The sequence below is a fragment of the Bradyrhizobium sp. USDA 4502 genome (genome assembly GCF_054063355.1).
Genome location: NZ_JBSSGF010000001.1, coordinates 4,522,638 through 4,541,370, shown reverse-complemented (window position 1 = coordinate 4,541,370; position 18,733 = coordinate 4,522,638). Strand labels below are relative to the sequence as shown.

The following is an 18,733-nucleotide window of genomic DNA, read 5'->3' as shown; positions in this document are numbered from 1 at the left end:
GCCGAAATGACCGTTCCACCAATCTGCTCAAGCTTTGGTCAATTGGCATGCCCGATCATCAATTCGTTTTGACCCTGTCCTGTCCGGACCGTCCGGGGATCGTCTCGGCGGTCTCGACGTTTCTCGCCCATAACGGCCAGAACATCCTGGACGCCCAGCAGTTCGATGACGTGGAGACCGGCAAGTTCTTCATGCGCGTGGTGTTCACCGCGGCCGACCTCGCGGTCGAGCTCGCGGCGCTGCAGACCGGCTTTGCCGCGATCGCCGAACGTTTCGGCATGGAATGGCAGATGCGCGATCGCGCCAGCCGCCGCCGGGTGATGCTGTTGGTGTCGAAGTCCGATCATTGCCTGGTCGACATCCTCTACCGCTGGCGCACCGGCGAGCTCGAGATGATCCCGACCGCTGTTGTCTCCAACCATCCGCGCGAGACCTACGGCTCGCTCGATTTCGGCGATATCCCGTTCCATCATCTGCCGGTGACGAAAGAGACCAAGCGGCAGCAGGAAGACGCGGTGTGGCAGCTGGCCCAGGATACCAAGACCGACCTCGTGGTGCTGGCCCGCTACATGCAGATCCTGTCGGACGAGATGTCGGCACGGCTGTCGGGCCGCTGCATCAACATCCATCATTCCTTCCTGCCGGGCTTTAAGGGCGCCAGGCCCTACCATCAGGCGCATGAGCGCGGCGTCAAGCTGATCGGCGCCACGGCGCATTACGTCACCAGCGATCTCGACGAGGGGCCGATCATCGACCAGGACGTCGAGCGTATCAGCCATCGCGACACGCCTGAGGATCTTGTGCGCAAGGGGCGCGACATCGAGCGCCGGGTGCTGGCGCGCGCGATCCGCTACCATCTCGCCGATCGCGTCATCCTCAACGGACGCAAGGCCGTGGTGTTCGTGGACTGATCCGCGCTTCACTCGGCCCGCACAAGGCCGGCTCTGCGGCCGGCCGACCGTGCGCTCACCGGGCCGCGTCCTGCGGTGCGGTTGCCGGCTTCGCTTCGTCGCCGCGCTGGGCCGCAGGCATCAGCCGCTTGCGTTCCCGATCCTGCATGAACTTGTCGTATTCGGGGGTGCCCGGCCGAGGCGGCGCATCCGCCGGCAGGCCGCCGGCCCAGGATGGAATGGTATCGGCCATGCCGGCCGAGAGCTTCTGGTTCATGGAGCTGCATCCCCCGAGCGCGCCGGCCGCGAGCGCGAGGGCAATCAGGACAGCGATGGGACGCGAGACGATTGGCATGGGAAGCAGGATACAGCCCTGGTCTTTATGGATGATGATCTCGGGCGCGACCGTTCGGCTGCAATTGTGCTTGTTTGTTGGCATTGCCGCTGCGTTTGTACGATCGTACAAATGAATCGAACCGGCGGCGGCCTTGAATGCGCGAGACCGCTTCTAGCGGAGGCATTGAGTCTTGTGGAGCGCTGTTGGTACCATGATACCTGTCTCTGCAACCCGATCGCGTCGCGCGCGGCACAACGTCCATCGTCCGATTGACAGAGGGCACGGGGAGACGCCTTGTCGCGTTGCGGCTTGGCCGTGCATGCTTGAGTTGAAACAAGGCAAGAGCCGGGGACCAAGGCTCGATGCAGAAGAACGGAAGGGGGAGGGACGTCGATGTTCAATCGTCGCAAAATGTTGCTGTGGGGCGCCGCTTCGGCCGTGCTTCCGGGGTTGTGCGCCAGCCTGCCGGCGTGGGCGGACGACGTCGTCAAGATCGGGCTGATCCTGCCGATGACCGGCGGTCAGGCATCGACCGGCAAGCAGATCGATAACGCCATCAAGCTCTACATGCAGCAGAAGGGCGACACCGTCGCCGGCAAGAAGATCGAGATCATCCTGAAGGACGACGCCGCGGTGCCGGACAACACCAAGCGGCTCGCGCAGGAACTGATCGTCAATGACAAGGTCAATTTCATCGCCGGCTTCGGCGTGACGCCCGCGGCGCTCGCCGCGGCGCCGCTGGCGACGCAGGCCAAGATCCCGGAAGTCGTGATGGCGGCCGGCACCTCCATCATCACCGAGCGTTCGCCCTATATCGTGCGTACCAGCTTCACGCTGGCGCAGTCCTCCACCATCATCGGCGACTGGGCGGTGAAGAACGGCATCAAGAAGGTCGCGACGCTGACCTCCGACTACGCGCCCGGCAACGATGCGCTGACCTTCTTCAAGCAGCACTTCACCGCCGGCGGCGGCGAGATCGTCGAAGAGGTCAAGGTCCCGCTCGCCAATCCGGACTTCGCGCCGTTCCTGCAGCGCATGAAGGATTCCAAGCCCGACGCGATGTTCGTATTCGTGCCGGCCGGGCAGGGCGGCAACTTCATGAAGCAATATGCCGAGCGCGGGCTCGACAAGAGCGGCATCAGGGTGATCGGACCCGGCGACGTCATGGACGACGATCTGCTCAACAATATGGGCGATGCCGCGCTCGGCGCGGTGACGGCGCATCTCTATTCGGCCGCCCATCCGTCCGCGATGAACAAGGAGTTCGTCGCCGCCTACAAGAAGGCGTTCGGCAACCGCCCGGGCTTCATGGCGGTCAGCGGCTATGACGGCATCCATCTGATCTACGAGGCGCTGAAGAAGACCAATGGTGCGACCGACGGCGACAAGCTGATCGAGGCGATGAAGGGCATGAAGTGGGAGAGCCCGCGCGGCCCGATCTCGATCGATCCGGAAACCCGCGACATCGTGCAGAACATCTATATCCGCAAGGTCGAGAAGGTCGACGGCGAGCTCTACAATGTCGAGTTCGCGACCTTCGAGGCCGTCAAGGATTCCGGCAAGACCAAGAAATAGCATCGTCATCGGCGGCGTGCGCTCCGGCCCTCACCACGTCATGCCCGGCCAAAAGCGCGAAGCGCGTCTTCGCGCAGGTGTGCCGGGCATCCACGTCTTTTCTTCCCGGCGAGCAGAAAGACGGGGATGGCCGGGACAGGCCCGGCCATGACGATGACCTTGACGTTCGAGCTGTTGTTCTTGTTGCGTCCTCACGGCTAAGCTGACTCCATGGCCTCTATCCTCACCAACCTGTTCGACGGCGTCGCTTACGGCATGCTGCTGTTCGTGCTCGCCTGCGGGCTTGCGGTGACGCTCGGGCTGATGAATTTCGTCAACCTCGCGCATGGCGCCTTCGCGATGGCCGGCGGCTATATCTGTGCCGTGCTGGTGAATAATTCCGGCTGGCCGTTCTTCGCAGGCCTGCCGCTCGCCTTTGTCGGCAGCGCGGTGATCGGCATCGCGCTGGAGCGCACGCTGTACCGCCATCTCTATAGCCGCAGCCATCTCGACCAGGTGCTGTTCTCGATCGGCCTGGTGTTCATGTCGGTCGCGGCGGTCGATTACATCATGGGATCGTCGCGGGTCTTCATCAAGCTGCCGGCGGCGCTGGAAGGTCAGATCGACCTGTTCGGCGTCGGCATCGGCCGTTACCGGCTGATGATCGTGGCGATCTGCGGCCTCCTCACGCTGGCGCTGCAATTGATCCTCGCCAAGACCCGGTTCGGCAGCCGGCTGCGCGCCGCGGTCGACGATCCGCGCGCCGCGATCGGGCTCGGCATCAACGTGCCGCAGGTGTTCGCCTTCACCTTTGCCTTCGGCTGCGGCCTCGCTGGCCTCGGCGGTGCGCTGAGCGCGGAGATCCTCGGGCTCGATCCGTATTTCCCGCTGAAATTCATGATCTACTTCCTGATCGTCGTCACCGTCGGCGGCTCGTCCTCGATCACCGGACCGTTCCTGGCGTCGCTGCTGCTCGGCATCGCCGACGTCGCCGGCAAGTATTACGTGCCGAAGCTCGGCCCCTTCGTGATCTACACTGTTATGATCGTGATCCTGCTCTGGCGTCCGAACGGCCTGTTCGGCCGTACCGCGGCGCGGTGAGGCTGATATGACCGCGCTGTCCGACGTCTCCACTCACGCGATGGCCAGCGCGCGCTGGCGGGTCAGCGAGGTCGCGTTCTGGGCGCTGGCGCTCGCCTGCGCCTTCCTGTTCCCGTCGCGCTATTTGATCATGACCGACATCGTGCGGCTCGGCCTGTTCGCGCTGTCGCTCGACCTGATCCTCGGCTACGCCGGCATCGTGTCGCTCGGCCACGCGGCCTTTTTCGGCGTCGGCGCCTATTCGGCCGGCTTGCTGGCGCTGCACGGCATCATCAACGAGCCCGTCATAGCGCTGGTCGCCGCCGGTCTGGTCGCGGCGGTGCTCGGCTTCCTGACCAGCTTCCTGGTCATCCGCGGCGTCGACCTGACGCGGTTGATGGTGACGCTCGGCATCGCGTTGCTGCTGGAAGCGCTTGCCGAGCGCTTCTCCAACATCACCGGCGGCACCGATGGGCTGCAGGGCATCGAGATGCAGCCGATCCTTGGTCTGTTCACCTTCGACATGTTCGGCAAGACCGGGTTCTTCTACTCGCTGATCGTGCTGTTCATCCTGTTCCTGCTGGCCCGAAGCATTGTGCATTCGCCGTTCGGCCTGTCGCTGCGCGCGATCAAGAACAATCCGCTGCGCGCGGCCGCCATCGGCGTGCCGGTCAACCGTCGCCTGATCGCGGTCTATACGCTCGCGGCCTTCTATGCCGGGATCGCCGGCGCGCTGTTCACCCAGACCACGGCGCTCGCCTCGCTCGACGTGTTTTCCTTCGAGCGCTCCGCCGACCTGATGCTTGTGCTCGTGATCGGCGGCACCGGCTATCTCTATGGCGGCCTGATCGGCGCCGTCGTGTTCAAGATGCTGCAGGAGCTGTTTCAGAGCATCACCCCGCAATACTGGCTGTTCTGGATCGGCCTCGTGCTGGTCGTGATCGTGCTGGTCGGCCGCGCGCGCATCCATCGCTGGGTGCTGTTCGTGCCCAACCTGATCATCCGCCAGTTCGCCGGCCGCAAGGCCGCCGTTGCCGTGCCGGAGAACGACGCGTCATGACGATCGCGCTGGAAACACGTGGCCTCGAAAAATCCTTCGGCGCCCTTCGCGTCACCCGCGATCTTTCGCTGAAGGTGATGCAGGGCGCGCGCCACGCGCTGATCGGGCCGAATGGCGCGGGCAAGACCACCGTCATCAATCAGCTGACCGGCGTGCTAACGCCGAACAGCGGGCGCATCCTGCTCGAAGGCAGCGACATCACCGGCCTTTCCGTCCACAAGCGGGTGCTGCGCGGGCTGTCGCGCACGTTCCAGATCAACCAGCTCTATCCCGACCTGACCCCGCTCGAAACCATCGGGCTTGCGGTCTCCGAACGGATGGGGCGCGGCGGCGACTGGTGGCGACGGATGGGAACGCGGAGCGACGTCAATGCCGAGATCGCCGAGATACTGTCGCGCTTCCATCTGCTCGACGTGATGACGGAGCCCACCTCGACCTTGCCCTATGGCAAGCAGCGCCTGCTCGAGATCGCGGTCGCGATCGCCGCCAAGCCGCGGGGTGCTGCTGCTCGACGAGCCCGCGGCCGGCGTGCCCGAGAGCGAGCGTCACGACATCCTGGCGGCGGTGGCGGCACTGCCGCGCGACGTCACCGTGCTGCTGATCGAGCACGACATGGACCTCGTGTTTTCCTTCGCCGACCGCATCTCGGTGCTGGTCAATGGCGGCCTGCTCACCGAGGGCGCCCCCGATGAGGTCGCGCGCGATCCGCAGGTGAGGGCGGTCTATCTCGGCGAGGCCGCCGATGCCTGAGCTTCTTTCCATCCAGGGCCTGCGTGCCGGATACGGCGAGGCGGTGGTGCTGCCCGACATGTCGCTGGCGCTTGCCGAGGGCCAGGTGCTCGCGCTGCTCGGCCGCAACGGTACCGGCAAGACCACGCTGATCAATTCGATCGTCGGCATCGTCAGGCGCCTCAGTGGCAGCGTTGCGCTCGCAGGCCGCGACATCACGGCGATGCGGCCCGACCAGCGCGCCCGCGCCGGGATCGGCTGGGTGCCGCAGGAGCGCAACATCTTCCGCTCGCTGACGGTGGAAGAGAACATGACCGCGGTGGCGCAGCCCGGGCCGTGGACGGTCGAGCGGGTATACGAGATGTTTCCGCGGCTGCAGGAGCGGCGGCGCAATTTCGGCAACCAGCTGTCCGGCGGCGAGCAGCAGATGCTGGCGATCGGCCGCGCGCTGACCCTGAATCCGAAAGTGCTGCTGCTCGACGAGCCGACCGAAGGCCTCGCGCCGATCATCGTTGAGGAATTGTTAAAGGCGATCGGAACCATCACGCGCTCGGGTGGCATCTGCTCGATCATCGTCGAGCAGAACGCGCAAAAGATTCTGGGGCTGGCCGACCGCGTTGTGATATTGGAACGCGGCACGATCGTGCACGATGCCGCAAGCAGCGCGCTGAAAGCCGATCCCTCCGTCCTCGAGCGCCACCTCGGCGTCTCCGGGGCCAAGGCACATTAGAAACGTCCGGGAGTTGACCATGCAGCGAACCAAGCCTCCGTTCCGCGCCGACGAGGTCGGTAGCTTGTTGCGGCCGCCGAAGATCAAGGAGGCCCGCGCCAGATTGGAGAAGGGCGAGATCTCGGCCGACGAACTGCGCAAGGTCGAGGACATGGAGATCGAGAAGGTCGTGCACAAGCAGGCCTCGGTCGGCCTGAAGCTTGCGACCGACGGCGAGTTCCGCCGCTCCTGGTGGCACTTCGATTTCCTCAGCCATCTGACCGGTTGCGAGCTGTTCCATCCCGACATGGGTATCCAGTTCGCCGGCGTGCAGACCCGGCACGACGCCATCAGGGTGATCGGCAAGCTGGATTTCTCCGATCATCACCCGATGCTCGATCACTTCAGGTTCCTGAAGAAGTACGCCGACCAGGCGCATGTCACGCCGAAGATGATGATCCCCTCGCCGGCGGTGCTGCATTTCCGCGGCGGCCGCAAGCTGATCTCGAAGGAGGTCTATCCGGACCTCGAGGAATTCTATCAGGACCTCGGCAAGACCTATCGCAAGGCGGTGAAGGCGTTCTACGACGCCGGTTGCCGCTATTTGCAATTCGACGACACGGTGTGGGCCTATCTGTGCTCGCAGGAGGAATTGCAGAAGTCGCGCGACCGCGGCGACAATCCCGATGGCCTGCAGGAGATCTACGCCCGGGTCATCAACTACGCGATCGCCGACCGTCCGTCCGACATGGTGATCACGACCCATGTCTGCCGTGGCAATTTCCGCTCGACCTGGATCTCCTCCGGCGGCTACGAGCCGGTCGCCGAGACCCTGCTGGCCGGCACCAATTACGACGGCTACTTCCTCGAATATGATTCCGACCGCGCCGGCGGCTTCGAGCCGCTGCGCTTCCTGCCCAAGGGCAACAAGGTCGTGGTGGTCGGCGTGATCACCTCGAAGTTCGGCGAGCTCGAGAAGAAGGACGACATCAAGCGGCGGCTGGAAGAGGCATCGAAGTTCGCTCCGATCGAGCAGCTCGCAGTGTCCCCGCAATGCGGCTTCGCCTCAACCGAGGAGGGCAATATCCTCTCCGAGGAAGAGCAGTGGGCGAAGCTCAGGCTCGCGGTCGAGGTCGCGAACGAGGTGTGGGGGAAGTAAGGCCGCATTCTCCGTCATTGCGAGGAGCGAAGCGACGAAGCAATCCATCTTTTCCCTGCATGGAGGCATGGATTGCTTCGCTGCGCTCGCAATGACGTGGAGAGCGCTGTGTCACTGCTCCGCCAGATAGACCTCGCCGAGCAGCGACGAATTCGACCACGGCACCTGCTTGCCCTTGGTCGCGGCGACGACTTCGGCGCGGACCCGGGTCAGCATCTGCTGCACCTCGAGGCCGGGCGTGCCGACATGGCGCGACAGCGCCGCCGAGAACGGACTGTTGGCGCCTTCGCCGTCGAGCGCGACCTGGCCCGGCGCGGTCGCAAACGCGATCAGCGTGCCGGCGCCGAGCGTCGAGCCCGATCCGAGCGAGGCGGGCGCGGCAAGGCCGGAGCCCGCTTCGATGCCGCGGCTTGGACCTGCGGAGGCCAGCTGCGGTGCCATCGGATTGTTGCGGCAGGCATCGAGGATCAGGATGTTGGTGCGGATCTGGTCGTCGAGCCCGGCCATGATCGTGTCCATGTCGACCATCGCGTCGGTCATGCGCGCGCCCGCCCTGAACTCGATGTCGACCGGCACGAGATAGTTGCGGCCGTCGACCTGCACGCCGTGACCGGCATAGTAGACCACGGCGATCTGCGACCGCGCCGCCTCGCGCAGGAAATCATTGATCGTCTTCCGCATCGTGTCGCGATCGAGATCGTGTCCCTCGGAGACGGTGAAGCCGATGTCGCGCAGGCTCCTGGCGATGGCGCGCGCATCGTTGGCCGGATTGGGCAGCACCTTGACATGCGCATAGGCGCCGTTGCCGATCACCAGCGCGAGGCGTCGGCCGGTTGCTGCCGCCGGGGCCGCCGCGGCGGGCGGCGCTGGTGCCGGTGTCTTGACGGAAGCGGCCGGTGGCGCGGCCGGGCTGCTCTCGGCGGCCGGCGCTGCCGCGGTCTTGCGCGGTGCCGCGTCGGTCTCCTTGAGCAGCGCGAGCCGAACTTTCGCGGTGGCCTGGTTGGCCTTGCTGCCGGCATCGGATGCCACGCCTTCGAGCACCGAGGCGTAATCTTCCTTGGCATGCGCAGCATCACCCTTCGCTTCGTAGCTGAGGCCGCGCTGGGTATAGGCTGAGATCAGCACGCTGCCGGGCGGCGTCATGATGTTGACGGGCGCTTTGGCCTTGGCGAGCCGGATCGCCTCCGTCGTGTCCGCGATCGCGCGCTCGATCTCGCCCTTGGCGCGCCAGATCACGGCGCGGCTGATCAGCGGCTGCGGCAGCGACGGGTCGATCCTGACCGCCTCATTGATGTCGGCGAGCGCGCCGTCGAGATCGCCGAGCGCCCGCTTCGAGGCGCCGCGGTTCTGATAGGAGAAGGCTGACTTCGGACCGGCCTTGATCGCGGCGTCATAGTCGGCGATCGCCTTGGCATAGTCGCCCTTGCTGCGATAGGCGTTGCCGCGGTTGTGAAAAATGATGCCGCTCGGCGGCCCCATGCGCAGCGCATCGTTGAAGTCGGCGATCGCGATGTCGTACTCGCCTTTGTCGAAATAGGCTGAGCCGCGCAAATTGTAGACGGCGGTGCTGGGCTTGAGGCGCAGCGCCTCGGTGGCGTCGGATATCACCTGGGCGTAGTTGCCCTTCTTGTTCCAACCGACCGCGCGCCAGAAATAGATGGTCGCGAGCTTCTCGCCGGAAAACACCTTCAGCGCGATGATCTTGGTGCAGGCGTCGATCATCTGGTCGGCCGGCGTGGTCTCGGTCGTGCAGAGCGGACCGAGCTGGGAGCGGGCCTGGGCGAAACAGGGCGCCGACCAGAGCAAGGCGGCAAGGAGGGCGGGGATCAGGAGCAGGCGGCGCATCGGTCATCCGGGGTAAGGCCGTCATGGCGATCGACGACGGCAGGGCGGTCCAAGAGACCGGTCCAGGGGGCAGTCCATGACTGTTTGGTGATCGGGCGGCAGAGGGGGTTCAACTGGTGGGAAAATGGTGATAAGATGCCGCCAGTCATCATTTCTGCCCACTCCCGTCCCACTCGCCGCTGCCCACCCAAGGCGCCATGAAGAACGACGAAATCCTCAGCCAGATCACGGATTTCTGCCGTCGCTCCGACATGGCGGAGACGACGTTCGGCCGCCGCGCCGTCAATGACGGCAAGCTGGTGTACCGGCTGCGGGAGGGCAAGCGCATCACGATCGATACGCTCGACCGCATCAACGCCTTCATCGCGACCTCGACGCCGGGCGGCGTGGCGCCGCCGCGCGGTCTCGTGGTGCCTCCGGAAAAGCGCGATCCGCGGGGCAATTTCCGGTTTTTCGAGAACCGCCAGCGCTATTTGCTGTTCGTCCACACCTGCAGCGAGAAGCGGGTGATCGCCGACCGGGTTGCGCTGGAATTGGCCGCCATCCATCCGCGGCCGCCGGCGCTGCGGGTGTTCGATGCCGGGATGGGCGACGGCACGGTTCTGGCGCGGGTCCTGCGCGCGATGCATGGCCGCTTCCCACATATGCCGTTCTATGTCGCCGGCAAGGAACTGAGCCTGGAGGACGTCCGCCTCACCCTCGACAAGGTCCCCGACCGCCTGTTCGAGCACCCGGCCAGCGTCTTCGTGTTCACCAACATGTATTACGCCGAGGCGCCGTGGCTGACGCCCAAGAACTCCGCGGCGGCTGCCAGCATGATCTGGCACGAGGTGGCCCTGCGGGGCGCGTCCTCGGGTGAGTTCGAGGCCCAGATCGCCGAACTCGGTCCGTTCCTGGAGCAGAACTGGCGCGCCAATCTCAGCCCCGGCAGTGCGATGCCGATCTATGAGCGGCCGGTGGCGCTGGTCCTGTACCGGGACGATCACCGGTTCCTGCTCGATTCCATCATTCCGCGGGCCGGCCGCACCGAAGCCAATTTCGATCTTGTGATCGCCTCGCAGCCCTACCGTGCGAAATCCTCGGTGAACTTCCGCGCCAAGCGGATCATCGCGCCATTGGCCCGCGCGCTGCGCGGCGGCGGACGGCTGATAGGAATCCACTCCCACGGCGGTGATCCCGGGCTTGAAATGATTCAAGCCGTCTGGCCCGGAGAAAATCCTTTCGCCGTCAGCCGCCATGAGATACTGCGCGCGGTGAAATACGAACTGGGCTCCGCCGGCCGCGAGCTGAACTTCAACGCCTACGCCGATAACCGTTCGATCTTCCGATATGATATGGAAGCGCTGCCCAATGAGGTAACCGGCTCGATCGGAACCTCGACGGCCTTTGCTGCGTGGAATGCGGCGGTGTATGTCGCGCAGATCGAAGATGAGCGGTTGACCGAAACGACCGAAAACGGACGAGCTCTCGAGGCCACGCGCGAAATTCTCCGCAAACACAACGGGCTGTGGTTCTACGACGAATCCTACGTCATCTCGCGGCGACGAGACTGACATGCCGGGGACATATTCACCAACCAACGTCGGACTTCGACTTAACAAGGGGTTTGCTTGATGCGCGCGTCTTACCTGTTCACCAGCGAGTCGGTCTCGGAAGGCCATCCGGACAAGGTCTGTGACCGTATCTCGGATGAGATCGTCGATCTGTTCTATCGCGAGGGACCGAAAGCGGGCATCGACCCGTGGCAGATCCGCGCGGCGTGCGAGACGCTCGCGACCACCAACAAGGTGGTGATCGCCGGCGAAACGCGCGGCCCGAGCTCGGTCACCAACGACCACATCGAGAGCGTCGTTCGCTCTGCAATCAAGGACATCGGTTACGAGCAGGACGGCTTCCACTGGAAGAACTGCGACATCGAGATCCTGCTGCATCCGCAGTCGGCCGACATCGCGCAGGGCGTCGACGCGCTGCAGCCAGGCGAGGTCAAGGAAGAGGGTGCCGGCGACCAGGGCATCATGTTCGGTTACGCCACCAACGAGACGCCGGACCTGATGCCGGCGCCGATTTTCTACGCCCACAAGATCCTGCGGCTGATCTCCGAAGCGCGCCACTCCGGCCGCGAGAAGGTGCTGGGTCCGGACTCCAAGAGCCAGGTCACGGTGCAGTACGAGAACGGCAAGCCGGTCGGCGTCCGCGAGATCGTGGTCTCGCACCAGCATCTGGTCGAGGACCTGTCGTCCAAGCAGATCCGCGACATCGTCGAGCCCTATGTCCGCGAGGCGCTGCCGAAGGAGTGGATCAGCGAGAAGACGATCTGGCACATCAATCCGACCGGCAAGTTCTTCATCGGCGGTCCCGACGGCGACTCCGGCCTGACCGGCCGCAAGATCATCGTCGACACCTATGGCGGCGCGGCTCCGCATGGCGGCGGCGCGTTCTCCGGCAAGGATCCGACCAAGGTCGACCGCTCGGCCGCCTATGCCGCGCGTTATGTCGCCAAGAACATCGTCGCGGCCGGTCTCGCCGACCGCTGCACGCTGCAGCTCGCCTATGCGATCGGCGTGGCGCGTCCGCTGTCGATCTACATCGACACCCACGGCACCGGTAAGGTGTCGGAGGATCAGCTCGAGAAGGCGGCGGCCAAGGCGATGGATCTGACGCCGCGCGGCATCCGCAGCCATCTCGATCTCAACCGCCCGATCTACGCGCGCACCTCGGCCTACGGTCATTTCGGCCGCACGCCCGACAATGAGGGCGGCTTCTCCTGGGAGAAGACCGATCTCGTCGAGCAGCTGAAGCGCGCGCTCTGATACTTGCGTCATTCCGGGGCGCTCGCGGGAGCGAGCGAACCCGAAATCCCTAATCATCACCTCGAGATTCCGGGTTCGCCTCTTCGAGGCGCCCCGGAATGACCAGTTCAACAACAGGACGCTCAAATGAACGCCCCCACGAAGCCCGGCTTCATCGACTACATCGTCAAGGACATTGCGCTCGCCGATTTCGGCCGCAAGGAAATCTCGCTGGCCGAGACCGAGATGCCCGGCCTGATGGCCACCCGCGAGGAGTTCGGCCCCAAGCAGCCGCTGAAGGGCGCGCGCATCGCGGGCTCGCTGCACATGACGATCCAGACCGCGGTCCTGATCGAGACGCTGGCCGCGCTCGGCGCCGACATCCGCTGGGTCTCCTGCAACATCTATTCGACCCAGGATCACGCCGCGGCCGCGATCGCCGCCGCCGGCATTCCGGTGTTCGCCGTGAAGGGCGAGACGCTGACCGAGTACTGGGACTACACCGCAAAGCTGTTCGACTGGCACGGCGGCGGCACCCCGAACATGATCCTCGATGACGGCGGCGACGCCACCATGCTGGTGCATGCCGGCTACCGCGCCGAGCAGGGCGACACCGCCTTCCTCGACAAGCCGGGTTCCGAGGAAGAGGAGATCTTCTACGCGCTGGTCAAGCGCCTCCTGAAGGAGAAGCCGAAGGGCTGGTTCGCCGAGATCGCCAAGAACATCAAGGGCGTCTCGGAAGAGACCACCACGGGCGTGCATCGCCTTTACGAGATGGCCAACAAGGGCACGCTCCTGTTCCCGGCGATCAACGTCAACGACAGCGTCACCAAGTCGAAGTTCGACAACCTCTATGGCTGCCGCGAGTCGCTGGTCGACGGCATCCGCCGCGGCACCGACGTGATGCTGTCGGGTAAAGTCGCGATGGTCGCCGGCTTCGGCGACGTCGGCAAGGGCTCGGCCGCCTCGCTGCGCCAGGCCGGCTGCCGCGTCATGGTCTCCGAGGTCGATCCGATCTGCGCGCTGCAGGCGGCGATGGAAGGCTATGAGGTCGTGACCATGGAAGACGCGGCGCCGCGCGCCGACATCTTCGTCACCGCCACCGGTAACAAGGACATCATCACCATCGAGCACATGCGCGCGATGAAGGATCGCGCCATCGTCTGCAACATCGGTCACTTCGACAACGAGATCCAGATCGCGAGCCTTCGCAATCTGAAGTGGACCAACATCAAGCCGCAGGTCGACGAGATCGAGTTCCCCGACAAGCACCGCATCATCATGCTGTCGGAAGGCCGGCTCGTGAACCTCGGCAATGCGATGGGCCACCCGTCGTTCGTGATGTCGGCCTCCTTCACGAACCAGACGCTGGCGCAGATCGAGCTGTTCGCCAACAACAAGGACGGCAAGTACGCCAAGAAGGTCTACGTGCTGCCGAAGACGCTGGACGAGAAGGTCGCCCGCCTGCACCTCGCCAAGATCGGCGTCAAGCTGACCGAGCTGCGCAAGGACCAGGCCGACTACATCGGCGTCAAGCAGGAAGGTCCGTACAAGTCGGATCACTACCGCTACTGATCCGCGCCCGCAGCGATCGATCACGTGAAGAGCCCCGGCATCGCCCGGGGCTTTTTGCTGGGGTGACGCGGGTGGCGGAGGGCTGTCGCCGCGGCGGAACGACGCTCTGACGTCGCCAAATACCCGTCGTCGTGTAGCGCGCAAAAACGAATGGCACCGCGCGCAAGATCAAATGACACCCCCAAAATAGCCGCCGGGAAGGGTGGATACCCAGGTATTAGCCGGGGGCTACTTGCACGGGATGGTTGCGTCAGGCTACAGCAACTCCACCAGGGTGGGGAGCTATGGCCAAGTGAAGAGAATCCCGGAATTTGATGGATTGCGTGCAATCGCCGTTGCGTTAGTCGTCGTATTTCATGCGTCGAGAGGACAAATAGTTCCGGGCGGGGCAATCGGTGTCGATATCTTCTTTGTGCTGAGCGGCTACCTCATCACAACGCTACTCGTCAGTGAGTACCGGGAGACCGGCAGGATTTCTCTTTACCGCTTCTACGTGCGTCGCGCGCTCCGCTTGATGCCGGCTCTCTGGTTGATGCTCGCACTAGTCAGCGTTGGGTGGCTGGTCGCATTTCGCACGGAGCCATCTTGGACTGCCGTGAGCGCCTCTGCGCTCTACTACATGAATTGTCTTCGCGCTTTCGGGCATCCCGGCCAGGATTGGGTTCTCGGTCATACGTGGTCACTGGCCATCGAAGAGCAATTTTATCTAGTCTGGCCGTTGGTCCTGTCGATTGTGATATCGGCGAGGATGCGGATGACACGTTGGGTCGCTTGGGTCTTCCTCATCGCGTCCGTCGCGGCTTGGCCGATCCTGCTTTGGCAGGACAGTACCGTGCAGCGAATCTACAATGGATTTGACACTCGTTGCTTCGAACTCTTCATCGGTTGCTTGCTAGCGATTTGCCCCATTCCAGCGAGCGTCTCGATCTGGGCGAAGCGTTTGTGGTTTGCGCCAATTGTCGCTCTGACCGTGATAGCTTTGACGCTGAATTGGTACAGCCCAATTCTGTTTCATGGCGGCTATCATGCCGTAGCTGCACTTTCCGCCTGGATGTTGATCTCTGTATCGGCTAACGCGCCGTTCAACGCAGTCCTGCGCACTCCTGCTTTGGTCTACATCGGTCGAATTTCGTATGGAATTTATTTGTTCCACTACCCGATGATCGACCCTTTGCTCCGGCAAGGATTTGGCACTTTAGCCACTGTCGCGATTGTCGGCGCCGCTTCGGTCATCTTGGCCGGTGCGTCTTATAGCCTCATGGAGCGCTGGTTTTTGCGCTACTCGGCAAAGAACTTTTCTGCGGATCGCTCTTCCCAACTCGGCGCCGGGATCAGCCAGCCTGGCGGATTGATAGCATACACAGTTAATGGCCAACCCGCAGTACTAGATGTGAAGATCACATCGCATACGTCCCATTCATAATGACGCGGGACCCAGACGCGGTGTCGTTGCCAATCGACGGGATGCTGGGCTGGTAGGATGCCGCGCCGGGCTGATCTGGCCACGACAGATAGTTCCCTGGGTGCCGATCTCTCCGCCCATTACATGCTGATATAGGCCGGCGCCGTCGTGTATTGCCAGCCCTGGGTCGGATCGGGATAGCGCGCCTGCACGCCGTTGACGCTGTCAGCAAGCGCGAAGAACGGCCGGAACGTCTGCGGCTCGCTCGAGAGGATGTTCTGTCGCACCTCTTGGCGTCACCCCAACGCCCGCACCGTGCCGTGCCCCAGTTGCCGTGAGATCTCGCCCGCACAATCGCGCAGCGCGGCGGCGATCGCGCTGTCCCAGCTGACGTCGAAGGTGCCTTCCGGCCCCATCGCGGTGATGACCAGCGCGACGTGGCCGGTGTGATCGAACGCCGGCGCGGCGAAGGCGTTGACGCCGGGCAGCGGATCGCCGATCGCCCGCGCCAGTCCGCGGCTGCGGACCTCGGCGAGGATCTCGGCCGTCTTCGCGTCCGCCGGCGAACGTTTCGGATTGTAGCCGACGCCGAGGCGATCAAGGCCGCTCTCGAGCGCGGTCCTGATCGCGTTCGGCGGCATGAAGGCGGCGAAGGCGCGGCCGGTCGCGGTCTCGAGCAGCGCCACCACCGATCCGACGCGCATCGCGATATGCACCGGATGGCACGGCTCCTCGAGCCGCACCACCGTCGCGCCGTGGGTGCCCCAGACCGACAGCGACACCGCGTGATTGATGCTGTCGGCGAGCGCTGCGATCCGCGGCGTTGCGATCCGTACGACCGACTGCCGGCGCAGGCTGATGAGGCCGAGCTCGAGCGCCAGCGCCCCGATCTCGTAACGTCCGGTGGTCTCGTCCTGCTCGATCAGGCCGATGCGGGAAAAGCTGACGAGATAGGGATGCGCCTTGGCCGGCGGCATGCCGGCTTCGCGGGCGAGATCGCGCAGCATCATCGGTTCGCCGCTGCGGGCTAGCGCGCGGAGCAATTCTCCGCCGACCTCGATCGACTGTATGCCGCGGCTCTCTCTCGTCATGTGGCCCTGCCAGCTCCCACAATGTGCTTATACGGCGAGAAACCCTCCGTCGACCGGCATGGTCACGCCGTTCACATAAGATGCCAGCTCCGATGCGAGGAACACCACCGGGCCGACCAGCTCCTCCGGCTGCCCGACGCGGCCGAGCGGTGTGCGGCCCAGAAATACGGCGAGCCGGCCAGGGTCATTGCGGGTCGCTTCGGTCATCGCCGTTTCGATCACGCCGGGCGCGATCGCATTGACACGAATGCCGTCGGCGGCAAGCTCGCGGGCGAGCGCCTGGGTGAGGAGCTTGACGCCCCCCTTGGACGGCGCATAGCCCAGCGTATTGGCAACGCCGAGGAAGGACGCGATCGAGCCGAGATTGATGATCGTGCCGCGCGTCTCGCGCAATGCCGGCAGGAAGGCGTGGGTGACGTTGAACGTGCCGGTCAGGTTGACGTCGAGCACCCGCCGCCAATTCTCGCGTGCACGGGGCGAGTCGATGCCCTCACGGATGATGATGCCGGCATTGTTGACCAGGATCGCGATCGGCCCGACCTCGCGCGCCGCACGCTGCGCCAGCGCGGAGCACGCCTCCGCATCGGTGACATCGAGCTCGAACGGCCATGCCGCGCGGCCGTGCTGGCGAATGTCGGCCGCGGTTTGCTCGGCGCCGGCGCGATCGATGTCGGTCACAACAACGTCCGCGCCATGCGCCGCGAGGCCAAGCGCGATGGCGCGACCGTTGCCGTGCGCAGCGCCGGTCATCAGCGCGCGCTTGCCTGCGAGCAGGGTCGCCATTGCGCTCATGGCGCGCTTCCTTCCGCCGCCACGCCGGCGATGTGCTTGCCCGCGATGTAGCCGAAGGTCAGCGCGGGCCCGAGCGTGATGCCGGCGCCGGGATAGTTGCCGCCCATGATGCTTGCCATGTCGTTGCCGGCGGCATAGAGGCCGGCAATCGGCTGGCCGTCGGCGTCGAGCGCACGGGCATTGGCATCGGTCCTTATGCCGGCATAGGTGCCGAGATCGCCGATCACCATCTTGATGGCGTAGAACGGCCCGTGCTGGATCGGCGCGATGCAGGGATTGGGTCCGTGCAGCGCATCGCCCTGGTAGCGGTTATAGGCGCGCGAGCCCTTGCCGAAGGCGGGATCGCGTCCCTCCGCCGCGGTCGTGTTGAACTCCGCGACGGTCGCCTCGAGTGCCTTGGCGTCGATGCCGGCCTGCGCGGCGAGCTCCGCCAGCGTCGCGCCGCGCTTGAGATAGCCGGTCTTCAGATGATGGCCGAGCGGCATCGGGCGCGGCGGCACGCAGCCGAGGCCGTATCTGCGCAGCGTCTCGTGATCGCAGATGAGATGCGCCGCGATCTCCTCGTCGGGCTTCGCCGCCTTGATCATCGCCTGCACGAAGTCGTGGTAGGAATTGCCTTCGTTGGCAAAGCGCCTGCCGTCGGCCATCACCGCGATCACGCCCGGCTTGGCGCGATCGATGAAATGCGGCATCACGCCGTTCGAGCCGTCCTTGCGCGTCGTGACCGAGACCGGCACCCAGGCCGCGGCGTTCGGCAGCGAGTCGTCGACGCGGCCGCCGGCGGATTCCGCAAGGCGCAAGCCGTCGCCGGTGTTGCCGGTCGGGCCCGGCGAATAATGTTCTTTTCCAGTGGGGGCGTGCGGAAACATCTTCTGCCGTCGCGCGACGTCGTGCGGAAAACCGCCGCAGGCGAGCACCACGCCACGCTTGGCGTTGACGCGGATCGGGCGCCCTTCATGCACGACGACCGCGCCGCGCACCGCGCCGTTCTCGACGATCAATTCGCGCACCGGCGAGTTGAGCCAGAGCGGGATCTTGAGGTCGAAGGCGGATTTCGCCAGCCGTCCGGCGAGCGCGTTGCCGTTGGTCAGCGTCATGCCGCGGCCGTTGCGCATCACGTCGATGGCGTGCTTCGACAGCCGTTTGGCGACATAGGCCGCCGAGGTCAGCGATCTCGTCGCGCGCATGAAATGCACGATCTCCTTGCCGGAGCCGAGCATCATGCCGAACACGGTGAGCTCGGGCAGGGGGCTGCCGAGATTCTTGAGGGCGTCGCCGAGCTCGTGGGCGTCGAACGGCCGCGTCACCATCGAGCGGCCGCCCTGCGCGCCGCCCGGCGCTTCCGCATGATAGTCCGGGAAGGTCAGCGGCATGTCGAAGCGTACCGCGGTGCTGGTGGTGAAGAAGTCGACCGCCTTCGGCCCCTCGGTCAGGAACGCATCGACGCGGGCGGCGTCAAAGCTGTTGCCGGCCTCGTGGCGCAGATAGGTTTTGGCCTGATCGGGGCTCTCCTCGATGCCCCAGGCCTTGGCCAGCGAGGTGCCGGGGATCCACAGCCAGCCGCCGGAGCGCGCGGTGGTGCCGCCGAACCGCGGCTCCTTCTCGACCACTAGGACCTTGAGGCCGTGATGGCCGGCGGTGACCGCCGCCGACAGCCCGGCGCAGCCGGAGCCGACGACCAGCGCGTCGCAATCATAAGCTTCTTCGTTGGCCACGCGATC

At 64.9% G+C, this 18,733-nt stretch carries 16 protein-coding genes and 1 pseudogene; 11 read left to right on the top strand and 6 right to left on the bottom strand.

What is annotated here, in order from left to right:
- Positions 1–47: 47 nt before the first annotated feature.
- Positions 48–911: a formyltetrahydrofolate deformylase gene (gene purU, locus ACVW1B_RS21165; protein WP_456822146.1), complete on the top strand. Its 864-nt coding sequence runs from the start codon at positions 48–50 to the stop codon at positions 909–911.
- A 55-nt stretch (positions 912–966) separates the two neighbouring features.
- Here purU and ACVW1B_RS21160 read toward each other — a convergent pair whose 3' ends face one another.
- Positions 967–1,245, bottom strand: a complete 279-nt coding sequence (locus tag ACVW1B_RS21160) for a hypothetical protein (RefSeq protein WP_456823053.1) — start codon at positions 1,243–1,245, stop codon at positions 967–969.
- A gap of 375 nt (positions 1,246–1,620) precedes the next feature.
- On the opposite strand from ACVW1B_RS21160, the gene ACVW1B_RS21155 reads away from it, so the two are divergent.
- The 6 genes and pseudogenes from ACVW1B_RS21155 to ACVW1B_RS21130 all read left to right on the top strand — a co-directional run bounded on the left by ACVW1B_RS21155 (position 1,621) and on the right by ACVW1B_RS21130 (position 7,518).
- Positions 1,621–2,802, top strand: a complete 1,182-nt coding sequence (locus ACVW1B_RS21155; protein WP_456822145.1) for an ABC transporter substrate-binding protein — start codon at positions 1,621–1,623, stop codon at positions 2,800–2,802.
- 210 nt (positions 2,803–3,012) lie between these two features.
- Positions 3,013–3,882 (top strand): branched-chain amino acid ABC transporter permease, encoded by an 870-nt coding sequence (locus ACVW1B_RS21150; protein WP_168855056.1) that lies wholly within the window; start codon positions 3,013–3,015, stop codon positions 3,880–3,882.
- Between the two features lie 7 nt (positions 3,883–3,889).
- Positions 3,890–4,921 (top strand): branched-chain amino acid ABC transporter permease, encoded by a 1,032-nt coding sequence (locus ACVW1B_RS21145; protein WP_456822144.1) that lies wholly within the window; start codon positions 3,890–3,892, stop codon positions 4,919–4,921.
- Positions 4,918–5,671, top strand: a pseudogene (locus ACVW1B_RS21140) (ABC transporter ATP-binding protein). The gene ACVW1B_RS21145 and the pseudogene ACVW1B_RS21140 overlap by 4 nt, the downstream one beginning before the upstream one ends.
- A complete protein-coding gene (locus ACVW1B_RS21135) occupies positions 5,664–6,380 on the top strand; it encodes an ABC transporter ATP-binding protein (protein WP_229191356.1) in 717 nt (238 codons plus the stop codon). Before ACVW1B_RS21140 ends, ACVW1B_RS21135 begins: the two are co-directional and overlap by 8 nt.
- A 19-nt stretch (positions 6,381–6,399) precedes the next feature.
- Positions 6,400–7,518: a cobalamin-independent methionine synthase II family protein gene (locus ACVW1B_RS21130; RefSeq protein WP_456822143.1), complete on the top strand. Its 1,119-nt coding sequence runs from the start codon at positions 6,400–6,402 to the stop codon at positions 7,516–7,518.
- Between the two features lie 111 nt (positions 7,519–7,629).
- Here ACVW1B_RS21130 and ACVW1B_RS21125 read toward each other — a convergent pair whose 3' ends face one another.
- Positions 7,630–9,363 (bottom strand): caspase family protein, encoded by a 1,734-nt coding sequence (locus tag ACVW1B_RS21125; RefSeq protein ID WP_456822142.1) that lies wholly within the window; start codon positions 9,361–9,363, stop codon positions 7,630–7,632.
- 197 nt (positions 9,364–9,560) lie between these two features.
- Here ACVW1B_RS21125 and ACVW1B_RS21120 point away from each other — a divergent pair, with 197 nt between their 5' ends.
- The 4 genes from ACVW1B_RS21120 (at position 9,561) to ACVW1B_RS21105 (ending at position 15,150) form a co-directional block, all read left to right on the top strand.
- A complete protein-coding gene (locus tag ACVW1B_RS21120) occupies positions 9,561–10,916 on the top strand; it encodes a hypothetical protein (RefSeq protein WP_456822141.1) in 1,356 nt (451 codons plus the stop codon).
- Between the two features lie 60 nt (positions 10,917–10,976).
- Positions 10,977–12,173 (top strand): methionine adenosyltransferase, encoded by a 1,197-nt coding sequence (gene metK, locus ACVW1B_RS21115; protein WP_456822140.1) that lies wholly within the window; start codon positions 10,977–10,979, stop codon positions 12,171–12,173.
- Between the two features lie 126 nt (positions 12,174–12,299).
- Entirely contained in the window at positions 12,300–13,727 is a 1,428-nt protein-coding gene (gene ahcY / locus ACVW1B_RS21110) for an adenosylhomocysteinase (RefSeq protein ID WP_456822139.1), read from the top strand.
- 292 nt (positions 13,728–14,019) lie between these two features.
- Positions 14,020–15,150 (top strand): acyltransferase family protein, encoded by a 1,131-nt coding sequence (locus ACVW1B_RS21105; RefSeq protein WP_456822138.1) that lies wholly within the window; start codon positions 14,020–14,022, stop codon positions 15,148–15,150.
- A gap of 119 nt (positions 15,151–15,269) precedes the next feature.
- Here the strand turns inward: ACVW1B_RS21105 and ACVW1B_RS21100 are convergent, their stop codons facing one another.
- From ACVW1B_RS21100 to ACVW1B_RS21085, 4 genes are read right to left on the bottom strand one after another with little or no spacing between them, the layout of a single operon-like run.
- A complete protein-coding gene (locus ACVW1B_RS21100) occupies positions 15,270–15,416 on the bottom strand; it encodes a hypothetical protein (RefSeq protein ID WP_456822137.1) in 147 nt (48 codons plus the stop codon).
- A gap of 9 nt (positions 15,417–15,425) precedes the next feature.
- Complete coding sequence (locus ACVW1B_RS21095) at positions 15,426–16,220, bottom strand: IclR family transcriptional regulator (protein WP_456822136.1); 795 nt, start codon at positions 16,218–16,220, stop codon at positions 15,426–15,428.
- A 27-nt stretch (positions 16,221–16,247) separates the two neighbouring features.
- Positions 16,248–17,012, bottom strand: coding sequence for an SDR family NAD(P)-dependent oxidoreductase (locus tag ACVW1B_RS21090; RefSeq protein ID WP_456822135.1), 765 nt, complete (start codon positions 17,010–17,012; stop codon positions 16,248–16,250).
- Complete coding sequence (locus tag ACVW1B_RS21085) at positions 17,009–18,727, bottom strand: FAD-dependent oxidoreductase (protein ID WP_456822134.1); 1,719 nt, start codon at positions 18,725–18,727, stop codon at positions 17,009–17,011. Before ACVW1B_RS21085 ends, ACVW1B_RS21090 begins: the two co-directional genes overlap by 4 nt.
- Positions 18,728–18,733: the final 6 nt, after the last annotated feature.